This is a genomic window from Turicibacter sp. GALT-G1 (genome assembly GCF_025594995.1).
GTDB lineage: Bacteria > Bacillota_I > Bacilli_A > MOL361 > Turicibacteraceae > Turicibacter > Turicibacter bilis.
Map to the genome: position 1 here is coordinate 28,144 of NZ_JAMQUS010000059.1, position 10,266 is coordinate 38,409.

The window sequence follows — 10,266 nt, forward strand, 5'->3', positions numbered from 1 at the left end:
GAAATGATGTGATGAAGTGTGCAAAAAGTAGGAGTAATTGCTAAGGTTCGTTGGGATAGTCCGAATACTAGGAGTAATTCATATACACAAAATATTGAATATATTACTCGTGGACTAGATGAACATGAGAAACAGGAAGTGTTAGAATGGAATGAAATTCTTGATAAAATAAAAAATGATTCTTCAAATGAACAAGGGTTTAGTCGTTATTTAGATTATATTGAACGTCAAGAAGTAGAGATTAACATTGATAATAAAAATTCATTTAAAACTCGAAAAAGTTCAGTTTTGGCTACTGATAATGGATTTAATACTAAAAGTGGTAAAGAGGGATTATTTGATTTTTATAATGATGTAATTTCTTCAAGTCAACGTAATTTTTATAATCGAAAGTTTGATGAAGTCTATAAAAATGGGGGATTGTTATGGAAACCTATCGTATCTTTCGATAATGAGTGGTTAAAAGAGCATGGTGTATTAGTCAATAACATAATAGATGAAGAAAAATTAAAAGATACTGCTCGTAAGATGATGACATCTTTATTAAAAGAACGTCAGATGGAAAATAAAATATATTGGGTAGCACAATTACATTATGATACTGATAACATTCATTTTCATGTGGCTATGGTTGAGAAAAATCCAACTAATGTGATGGATATGAGTGAGGAAGAAGAAAAAGATCATGGATTCTTTTCTCAAAAATCTATTAATCAAATGAAATCTACTTGTGTTCGAGAATTGACTGATCGTTCAAAAGAAAAACAACAAATTCATGATGTAGCAAGGAAAAGGATTTTAGGAGTAGCAAAAGAAACACAATTTAAAGAGGATTACCTAGAGGTTTTTCAACAACTATCTGAAAAATTATCAACGTATCATTATAAAAACTTAAAACCTCATGAAAAAAAATGGATTAATACACTTAGTTATGCTATTTTACAAAATCATTTTCCTAGTGAGTATCAGCATTTTATCGAATTAACTTCTAATGAACAAGAATTTTATCGTAGAGCGTATGGTGATCGTTCGAGAGAGATGTTTAAAGATTATAGTCAAAACTGCGAAAAAGATTTATTGCAACGTTTAGGTAATACCCTATTAAAGCAGATTAAAGAGTATAAAAATAGTAATCATGCTTTAAATGATAAATCGTCAATAAGATTATCTGATGAACTTTTTAAGTCTTTAGTTTATAAAGAAGATTCACTACAATCAATAAAACAAAAGGAACGAGAAAATACTCGTTCCTTTTCTTATTCAGTAAGCCAAGAAAATCCAGTACCTAATAGGCTAGATGATAATCTGTATAATCGTTCCCAAACATCTTCTCCGTACACATTAAATCAATTAAATTATCACATTAACAAGTTAAAACGAGTATTGGAACGTGATGTTAATAAAGCATTACGTGAATATGAAAAGTTATTATATCAACAAGAAATCCAAAAAGAGGGTGAGTATGATAGTGGACGATAATTTAAAGTTAAAAATAGATGAATTAAAAGATTATTTAGTTGAGATTTACACTTTATTTTTATCTAAAGAATTTAGAGATAAGCAATTAAACAGATGTATAGATAAAATGAAAAAAATCCTACATGAAATAACGATTGATCCATTAAAAAGAAAGTATTATTTCTATCAATTATTCGGTATTTTAGTTAGTTATTCTATTTTCATGTTGCTTAGTATCGCTACTTTAATCCCACGATACGGAATAACGATAAGAGTATTTTTCCCCCATTATAGGACGTTACATTGGTTAGCTTTAAGTAGCGTAATAGCAATTATTTTATATAAGGCGATTAGATACTATTATCATGAAATATTAATGCGAGAGAAAATAGTTGCTAACGGAGAGAAAGGAACTGCTGATTGGGCGAATGAATCGATTGATGAGTTAAAAGGTGATGGATTTAAGTTACTTGAAACAGAGGGGCTTGTCAAAGTGCCTATTTACTTTAAAACGTTAGAAGAATTAGAAGAAGAAGAAAAATTTTTAAACGATACGATTAAAAAAATCAACGATCAATTAAAAGCTGACCAGGAGGGAATGAGCATTGATGGGTGAGAAAGAACAAATGAAGCTTGAATTAGAGAAACTTCAACAAAGATTAGTGAATGTGCAAGAAGAACTTGAAGAAAAAAGAAAACTTAATCAATCACAAGTCATTTTAAATGCTAATCGTGGAATGGTTCTCCATACTGATTTAGAGGATCATCAATTTTATGTCTGTCCTAATGTGATTCATACATTAGGACTTGGGCCAACAGGAACAGGAAAGTCACAAATGCTTGTATTCCCAACAATGGAAGTCATTTCAAGACCATCATTTCCTAGCATTGAGCAACTAAAAAAAAATAAAGCCACTGAAGAAGTTATTAAACAAGCTGAAAATTTACAAGAGAGTATGATTGTCAATGACGTAAAAGGTGAGTTATTAGCGAATACTTACGATATGTTAAAAAGACGTGGTTACAATATCAAAGTAATTAATTTAGAAGAACCCTATCGTTCCCATGCTTGGAATCCCTTTGAAACGATTAAACAACACTATTTAGAAGCTCTAAGGAAAAATCCTAAAAACCCCGATTTATCCAATACCACTAACTTATCTAATGCTTTTGCACATATCTTAAATGATGATCCAAATGCTAAGGATAAGTTTTGGCAAGATACTGCTAAAAACTTAACCAGTGGAACTACTTTAGCTATGGTTGAAGATTTATTATTTGAAGATACGGAAACTTCTTTCCCAACAGAAAAAAAAGAGGAAATTAAACGAAAAACTGCTGATAGTTTTACCCCTCATGTGATGGTTAATACGATTTCTACTTTAGCAGCGACACCCTATGATGATAAAACCAAAATGCTAGATTATTACTTTACATCACGACCTTTAGGAAATCTTCCTAAACAAAAAGCTAGTGCTATGACTTCGGCAGGCGACAATACCAAAGGGAGTATTTTATCAACTGCATTAACTAACCTTGATTTATTTACTGATGAATCGATTGCACGTCTAACATCTATGAATGAAATCGACTTTAAAGATTTAATCGAAAAACCAACTGCCATTTTCATTGTGTGTCCAGACGATAATCCTACTCGTTGGGCGTTGGCGAGTATTTTTGTTGAACAAAGCTATTTCACTTTATCAAAGTTAATAAAAAAAGAACATAAGGGGAAATCACCACGTCGAATTAACTATTTATTAGACGAGTTCGCACAAATGCCATCAATCCCTGATCTTGATAAGAAAACATCTATGTCACGAAGTCGTAATATTAGATTCTTTTTATTTGTGCAAGACTTGAATCAATTCAATGTTAAATATGGTGATTATGCTCCAATTATCAAAAATAACTGTCAAAATATGATTTATATTAAAACTAATGATCTACCAGCCGTTGAAGAAACGTTTAAAAAATTAGGGAATCGAACAGTGGTAAGAAAATCAGTTTCATCTCAAATCGGTGAAACGAAGTATCAAGTATCAGAATCTTTAGAAGAAGAACCTTTATTACATATGAATGAGCTAATGGAACTCCCCTTTGAAAAAGGAGTGGTGCTAAGGTTAGGGAGAAAGCCTATTTTTTCAAATTTCTATTCCGCATTTAGATATTTTACTTATAAAGATAATAAAGGCGAAACACACATAGGAATTAGAGAAACGGACGTTGAGGGACTAATTGATAGAGGAAATCATGCTGATATTAACTTAAATGAACGTGTTTATTATTGTAATCCTAAGTCATTTGAAAAAGGAGATTTTATTGCAGGAAAGTATGTATTTGAATCATTAAGAGCTATTCGAGAAGGAACAAGAGGAAGAGAAGTATTACATAAAGAGGAAAATCCTTTTGAACAGTTCAATAATGAAATTAGAAATAGTTTTAAAAAGGAAAATATTCAGAAAGAAACAGATTTAACTATAGATTCAATTAAAAAGCAATTACGAGATTTAGGGATTCCTACTTCCTACTTAAAGTATTTTAGTCATTATTCTGAATCGGAATGGACATTAGGAGATTTAGAACGTCTGCAAACAGACATAGATAATCAGAGCAAAACCATTGAAGAGTGGAAAGAGTTTTGTGTAAGTTTGGCTCAAGATGATGATTTGAATTGTTATGAATAAGGAGTGGTTTAGAAAATGAAACAATTAATTATTGCAGAAAAGCCGAGTGTAGCGATAGATATTGCAAAAGCAATCGGACAATTTGAAACGAAAGATGGTTATTTAGAAAATAATGATTATGTTGTGACATGGTGTTATGGACATTTAATTACAAATGCTATGATGGAAGATTACGACAAATCTTTGAAAGTGTGGAGTTTAGATACTCTACCTTTCATACCTAAAACATGGAGAACAAAAATTATTGAAAAATCAAAATCTCAATTTTATAATGTCAAAAAATTAATAGAGCGTTCAGATGTTAGTACCTTAATTTGTGGTACTGATGGTGGTCGTGAGGGAGAATTAATTTTTTGGCTTATTTATGAGTATATTCATTGTCAAAAGCCAGTTAAACGTTTATGGATTTCTTCATTTGAAGACCATGTGGTTCGTGAGGGAATGGCTAACCTATTAGATGGATCAGAGAAAAAGTTATTATTAGAATCAGCTAAGTGTCGGTCACAAGCTGATTTTTTAGTTGGAATCAATGGTACACGACTTTTCACTAAAAAATATGGAAATGGAAATGTTCTAAATGTGGGACGAGTACAATCCCCTACTATTAATATGATTTGTCAACGTGATAAAGAGATTATTAACTTCATTCCTAAAGATTATTATGTCGTAAAACTGATTTTAGAGGGATTTGAGGCGAGTTTAAGATTTGATGATAAAAATATAGCGGAACAATTTAAAACCTCTCATATCGGATTAAATGCGATTGTACGACAAATTGAAACAAAAGATAATACAAAAAAAGCACCACAACTCTATGATTTAACTGCTTTACAAAAAGTAGCAAATAAATCATTTGGATATTCTGCTCAACAAACATTAGATATTATTCAAAAATTATATGAGAGTAAATTAATGACGTATCCTCGTACAGATTCAAAATATGTTAGTTCAGCACAAAAAGAGTTAATGACTTCCCTATTATCTTTATTACAAGAGGTTCAACCAGTTTCATTAACTACTGATTATCAAACACATTTAGTTAATGTTGATAATGTAATTGATGATTCCAAAGTTACAGATCATCACGCTATTTTAGTTACTGCCACAGGAATTAAGTATGATTGGAATACATTAAGTGAATCAGAAAGAAATATTATGACCTTAGTTGCCTATCAGATGTTAATTGCCACTTACTCCCCTTATCAATATCAATCAACTAAAGTCACTATCGGTTTAAATGATTATGAATTTGAATCCAAGACACAGAATCTAATTGATTTAGGTTATCGTGGTTTAGAAATTAAGTGTCAAGATGTTTTAAAATTAAAGAAAAAAGAGAAAGAAGAAATTTTATTACCACCACTAACTGAAAATCAATCTTTATCCGTTCAAGATATTAAAATTGAATCTAAAAAGACGACACCACCATCACGTTATACAGAAGCAACATTACTTGAAGCTATGGAGAAATGTCAGATTGAAGATGATAAAGAATTAACAGATATTTTAAAATCAGTAAAAGGTATTGGGCGATCTTCGACACGAGCAAATATTATTGAAACAATTATCCGAAGTGGGTTTATTCAACGTGAAAGGAATCATTTAGTTGCAACTGAAAAAGCACATAAATTGATGTCTATTCTGCCCCCTCTTTTAACAAGTGCTAAAATGACAGCCGAGTGGGAAGAAAAATTGGATCAAATCGAACGTGGAGAGTTATCTTCACAACAATTTATGAATGAGATTGAATCATTTGTTTCAGAAGTTGTAAATCAAGAAAAATCAACTGTTGCAACGTTCCAATTTGAAAATAATAAACCCCAAAAAGAAGAAATCGGCAAGTGTCCTAAGTGCCAAAGTCCAGTACATGAGAGCGATAAAAATTTCTACTGTTCAAGTAGAGAGTGTTCATTTGCTTTATGGAAAGAGAATAAATTTTTTGAAAGTCAAGGTAAAAAAATTACTAAGACAATCGCAAAATCTTTTTTAAATAAAGGCGAGGTTCTTGTTAAAGGATTAACAAGTCAAAAAACAGGAAAAGAATATGACGCTATTATTAAAGTAGATTTTAATGATAAATACCCTAAATTTTCATTAGAATTTCCTAAAACTAATAAAAAGTAGAGGTTAATTATGCAGAAGAAAAAAAAGAAAAGTAACAGAATTTTCGCTTTTGGTATATTTATTTGTTGTTTTATTAGTTTTTTAAACACTTATAAAGATTTTAAAGGTGATTTTTTAAAATCTACTGTTGGAGATAAAGTATTAGTTCAATCAAATGAGATTAGTTTAGAAGAAGTTATTTTGAAACGTGTTGTAGACGGAGATACATTGATTGTTACTAATTCAGATGGTGAGGATGTGAGAGTACGATTGATTGGAATTGATACTTCTGAAAGCGTACATCCTGACGAAAGTAAAAATACACTTGATGGTGATATAGCCAGTGAGTACACTAAATCACTCCTTGAAGTAGGACAAATATTATATTTAGAATATGATGTAGAGCAAATGGACGTATATAATCGTACATTAGCTTATGTTTGGCTTACGAATTATGATGTAGATTCAAACAATATTGAAAGTATTTCAAATCATATGTTAAATGCTAAGTTAGTCGCTGATGGATATGCCGTAGCAAAAAGGTTCGCTCCTAACGTTAAATATGCAGAAATTTTTGAAAATTTAGAAAAGTAAGGTGATTAATAATGAATTTATTAAACGAGCGTTTTAAACGCTCTTTTTTATCATTTCCTAAACGTTTTTGGATTAGAGAATATATCATATCTCTAATAATTTTTAGTGTTATAACGACATATAATTTTTATAATGAAACTGATTTTTTACTGATAACTGCTTTAATGTTACTAAATACAATCCTCTTTCCTTTCAGTAAACTTATTCTTTTTCAATTTAAAAAATGGTGGTATGAATATGTCTATCAAGTGGATTCAACTACTATTTTTCGTTCAATCGGACCTTTGGTCTTGATTGGTAAGGGATTTAAAAATTTAATTCTCTTTTTCTTCTCATTTATTTTTGGATTATTTGGAGTGATATTGTTAATTTTAGTTGCTCCTAAAAATGAGGTGAAATGATGGGTTTACGATTTCAAAAGCGTGTGAAACTAGGTAAAACAACTTCTATGAATGTCAGTAAAAGTGGCATAAGTGTGACACAAAAATTTGGGAAGTTTATCACCTATAATAGTCGCGGTATCTTAACGATTTCGATTCCTACAACTGGATTAAGCTATCGGATCAATGTAAAAAAGTATTTTAAAAAGTAAGTGCGGTAAGTTGATTATAGCAAGGTAAATATTCATAATTTGTCAAATTGAGTGATAAAATTTTTAAAATATGATAAACTATTAAAGTAAGCAAAAGTCATACTTCTAAAAAAGCTATTAAGTTAAAAGATGTTGTAGATCATAGGTCTACAACATCTTTTTTTATTGACTTTTTTTATCAGAATTTGTTAGTATATAGATGTACTTTTCTTAGTAGTTACATAAACGTGATTGTTGCTAATAAAAAAGATGGGTTATTTCCTATCTTTTTTACTAAGTATTCCATTGAAAACCTACTTAAATAATATGCTAATGCCTTGTAGAATATTTTCTATAAGGTCTTTTTTTGTGTCAAAGAATTGGTATAATAGATACCAGTTAATAAATACATACGGTTATCGAAAAATCCCCTTGTTCCTATGGAGCGAGGGGATTTTTTGTGTTACAATATGTTCATATCGTTTTAGCAATATAGAAAAGTTTCATTGCAACAAAAAAGCACCTTAATCCTTATTGGGATAAGGTGCTTTTTTCATATATATATTCGGCGGATAGGTCAATATTATCATTCCATACTATACCACCATAATCAGCATATGCTTTTTCAAACAAATATAAATATCTCTTTGAAGATTTTTTTAGATACTGTTGGAGCAGTATCTTTTTTATTGTAATAGCTTTAAATTCGTGCTAGACTTTAAATGTGGTATAAAAGTTAATGTCATTTTATTTTATCCATCATTCATGAAGAATGATGGATTTTTTTTATGCAAAACTTATATCAATACCACAGTTATCAACTGCTTTATTTATTTGTTCCGTTTTTTTATTTTCTAAATTAGTTGTTTGAGGTTCTGTTTTAGACGAAGATTGAGTAACCTCATTAGCATGGATTGTGTCACTGTTTATTACTACATTTGATGTATTAATATTTACCATGATATTATCTAAAGCATTTTTTATTAACTTTTGAACTTCTTCTACTTGTGATTCAGATAATCCTCTTTTATTATCGAAGTAGAATTTCATGACAGAACGAAGTAAATCTACTCGTTTACCACCTTGGGTAAAATAGTCTATGATTTCTTTATCTTCTTCATGATCCAATGATATATTTAATGAGAATTTATCATCTTTTTTTGCCATTTAACAACACCTCTTTAGATAAATCCCCCGTTTAAAGGGGGATTTTTTATGCTAATTTACTTTTTAAAATCTCGTGGAAACTTGTCACATTACTCATTTGTGGTAAAAAGATTTTTTTAGCATGTTTAATATGTTTTTTAAAGTGTTTTTCTAACAATACTGCTCCACCACCAATTAAGACGACTTTCGTTCCTAATAAATCAAAATCTGCTTGCTTAATATCTCGCATAACTTCATCTACGTGTTCAGCTAAAATAGAATCCATATAGCTACTCATAACGTGTTGTTCACCATTAGCTATAAAATGATCGTCAGAAATTAAATCTATAATATCATCCGCTGAATATTTAGTATTATACTCACTATTAAGTTGTTGAGCGATCTTACTATATAATTTCATACAACCTTTTTCAAGAGTTATTGTACGGATTAACTTTCCTTTTACTACCTCAGCTACATCTACTGTTCCACTACCGATATCAATAACAGTTACTCGGCTCTTTAGATATTCTTCACTAACAAGAATAGGTGCTAATGCTTGTGGTAATACAAGAACATTTTCAATTTTAATTCGTTGTTCAAAACCAACCTTATTAATATAAATTTTGAACTCTGTATCTTTAAATAATTCAGCCATGCCATCCCTTTGAGTTGAATAATATTGACTTGGCGTACCTAAAGCAATATGAGTTGTAATGTCTTTTTCCTTATCGAAACTTAAACCAATAGATGTTAATGTTGCGATAGTTAAGTGAAGTCTATTCCATTCAGTTGACAATTTATCAGCGTCAACAATATATCCATTATTACTTTCACCTACAATATAATTTTCATCATTAAATTTCACTTGCATAACTGTGTCGTTATAAATATCTTCACCTTTTTTAACAGTGCTTTTGAACTTCACATCATTAACTGATGATTTTGTCACTCCGAATCCATTGTCTACTGCGATTGTTTTTGCATTTTCTAAATTCATTCAAATCAACTCCATGTCATTTTACTTTTTTGTGGTATGAAATTATTATAAATGTCGTTTTACTTTTTGTAAATACTTTTTTTATTTTTAAAAATCATTTTTTATTATTTTTACATAAAAATGTTGATTTTATCTATTTAAATTACATGTCATTTTACTTTTTTCATTATTTTTTGTCGAATTTTATTGTTACAAAATATCTTTTTTGTCATTATGATTTTTAAATTTGACAAAAAGTATATATGTGTTATATGTCATAAAAAAAGTTCTAAAAGCATATGCTATTAACAAAGCAATTCCGTTAATAGCAATTATAATAGGGGGAGTTGTATCTTTATATAATAAAAGACATTATCGGCTGATAATGTCTTTTATTGTTTATTGAGTGTTTGAATCATTTAGTTTTTTTAGGCTTAATACATAAGCGTTATTTAAGATTTTCCTCGCAGTTGGACGATTAACCCTACTTTCAAAAATTGATTGTAATTCATCATAGAATTTTTTATAGTCCTTATCTTCTATAAACTCAATTTGTTTTCCTAAATCTATTTCTTGAAACTCTTTAACTCTTTTTAAGGGTATATCTTTAAAGCTAGTAACACCTTCTGCTTTACAAATTACATCTAAAATATCTTTAACTTTCATTTTTAATAACCTCTTTCTTGATTTATTTGTTTATTGTTGCTGCTCCCATGTCTTTTCATAAC

Annotated in this window: 10 protein-coding genes; 7 read left to right on the plus strand and 3 right to left on the minus strand. The window is 29.6% G+C overall.

Annotated features, from left to right (window positions below):
* The first annotated feature begins 18 nt into the window (after positions 1-18).
* From mobP2 to NEH74_RS10665, 7 genes are read left to right on the plus strand one after another with little or no spacing between them, the layout of a single operon-like run.
* The gene (gene mobP2, locus NEH74_RS10635; protein ID WP_262941382.1) at positions 19-1,479 is read left to right on the plus strand and encodes a MobP2 family relaxase; all 1,461 of its coding nucleotides are present in this window, start codon (positions 19-21) and stop codon (positions 1,477-1,479) included.
* On the plus strand, positions 1,463-2,074 hold the full coding sequence (locus NEH74_RS10640; RefSeq protein WP_262941383.1) for a hypothetical protein: 612 nt from the start codon (positions 1,463-1,465) through the stop codon (positions 2,072-2,074). Before mobP2 ends, NEH74_RS10640 begins: the two co-directional genes overlap by 17 nt.
* Complete coding sequence (locus NEH74_RS10645) at positions 2,067-4,145, plus strand: VirD4-like conjugal transfer protein, CD1115 family (RefSeq protein WP_262941384.1); 2,079 nt, start codon at positions 2,067-2,069, stop codon at positions 4,143-4,145. Before NEH74_RS10640 ends, NEH74_RS10645 begins: the two co-directional genes overlap by 8 nt.
* 15 nt (positions 4,146-4,160) lie before the next feature.
* A complete protein-coding gene (locus tag NEH74_RS10650; protein WP_262941386.1) occupies positions 4,161-6,269 on the plus strand; it encodes a DNA topoisomerase 3 in 2,109 nt (702 codons plus the stop codon).
* Positions 6,270-6,278: 9 nt separating this feature from the next.
* A complete protein-coding gene (locus NEH74_RS10655) occupies positions 6,279-6,842 on the plus strand; it encodes a thermonuclease family protein (protein ID WP_262941387.1) in 564 nt (187 codons plus the stop codon).
* Between the two features lie 11 nt (positions 6,843-6,853).
* Positions 6,854-7,243, plus strand: coding sequence for a hypothetical protein (locus tag NEH74_RS10660; protein ID WP_262941388.1), 390 nt, complete (start codon positions 6,854-6,856; stop codon positions 7,241-7,243).
* Positions 7,243-7,434, plus strand: coding sequence for a DUF4236 domain-containing protein (locus NEH74_RS10665; RefSeq protein WP_262941389.1), 192 nt, complete (start codon positions 7,243-7,245; stop codon positions 7,432-7,434). The genes NEH74_RS10660 and NEH74_RS10665 overlap by 1 nt, the downstream gene beginning before the upstream one ends.
* Before the next feature lie 765 nt (positions 7,435-8,199).
* Here NEH74_RS10665 and NEH74_RS10670 read toward each other — a convergent pair.
* The 3 genes from NEH74_RS10670 to NEH74_RS10680 form a co-directional block, all read right to left on the minus strand.
* A complete protein-coding gene (locus NEH74_RS10670; protein WP_262941390.1) occupies positions 8,200-8,580 on the minus strand; it encodes a hypothetical protein in 381 nt (126 codons plus the stop codon).
* Between the two features lie 46 nt (positions 8,581-8,626).
* Positions 8,627-9,559 carry a ParM/StbA family protein gene (locus NEH74_RS10675; RefSeq protein WP_262941391.1) on the minus strand — a complete coding sequence of 311 codons (933 nt, stop codon included), beginning with the start codon at positions 9,557-9,559 and terminating at the stop codon, positions 8,627-8,629.
* A gap of 378 nt (positions 9,560-9,937) precedes the next feature.
* A complete protein-coding gene (locus NEH74_RS10680; protein WP_262941392.1) occupies positions 9,938-10,204 on the minus strand; it encodes a hypothetical protein in 267 nt (88 codons plus the stop codon).
* Positions 10,205-10,266 lie beyond the last annotated feature (62 nt).

What these genes read in the sequence shown, in the direction of transcription:
- NEH74_RS10645 (WP_262941384.1), top strand. Translation starts at nt 2,067, where the DNA reads ATGGGTGAGAAAGAACAAATGAAGCTTGAATTAGAGAAACTTCAACAA.
- NEH74_RS10660 (WP_262941388.1), top strand. Translation starts at nt 6,854, where the DNA reads ATGAATTTATTAAACGAGCGTTTTAAACGCTCTTTTTTATCATTTCCT.
- NEH74_RS10670 (WP_262941390.1), bottom strand. Translation starts at nt 8,580, where the DNA reads ATGGCAAAAAAAGATGATAAATTCTCATTAAATATATCATTGGATCAT.
- NEH74_RS10640 (WP_262941383.1), top strand. Translation starts at nt 1,463, where the DNA reads ATGATAGTGGACGATAATTTAAAGTTAAAAATAGATGAATTAAAAGAT.
- NEH74_RS10680 (WP_262941392.1), bottom strand. Translation starts at nt 10,204, where the DNA reads ATGAAAGTTAAAGATATTTTAGATGTAATTTGTAAAGCAGAAGGTGTT.
- NEH74_RS10665 (WP_262941389.1), top strand. Translation starts at nt 7,243, where the DNA reads ATGGGTTTACGATTTCAAAAGCGTGTGAAACTAGGTAAAACAACTTCT.
- NEH74_RS10655 (WP_262941387.1), top strand. Translation starts at nt 6,279, where the DNA reads ATGCAGAAGAAAAAAAAGAAAAGTAACAGAATTTTCGCTTTTGGTATA.
- NEH74_RS10650 (WP_262941386.1), top strand. Translation starts at nt 4,161, where the DNA reads ATGAAACAATTAATTATTGCAGAAAAGCCGAGTGTAGCGATAGATATT.
- NEH74_RS10675 (WP_262941391.1), bottom strand. Translation starts at nt 9,559, where the DNA reads ATGAATTTAGAAAATGCAAAAACAATCGCAGTAGACAATGGATTCGGA.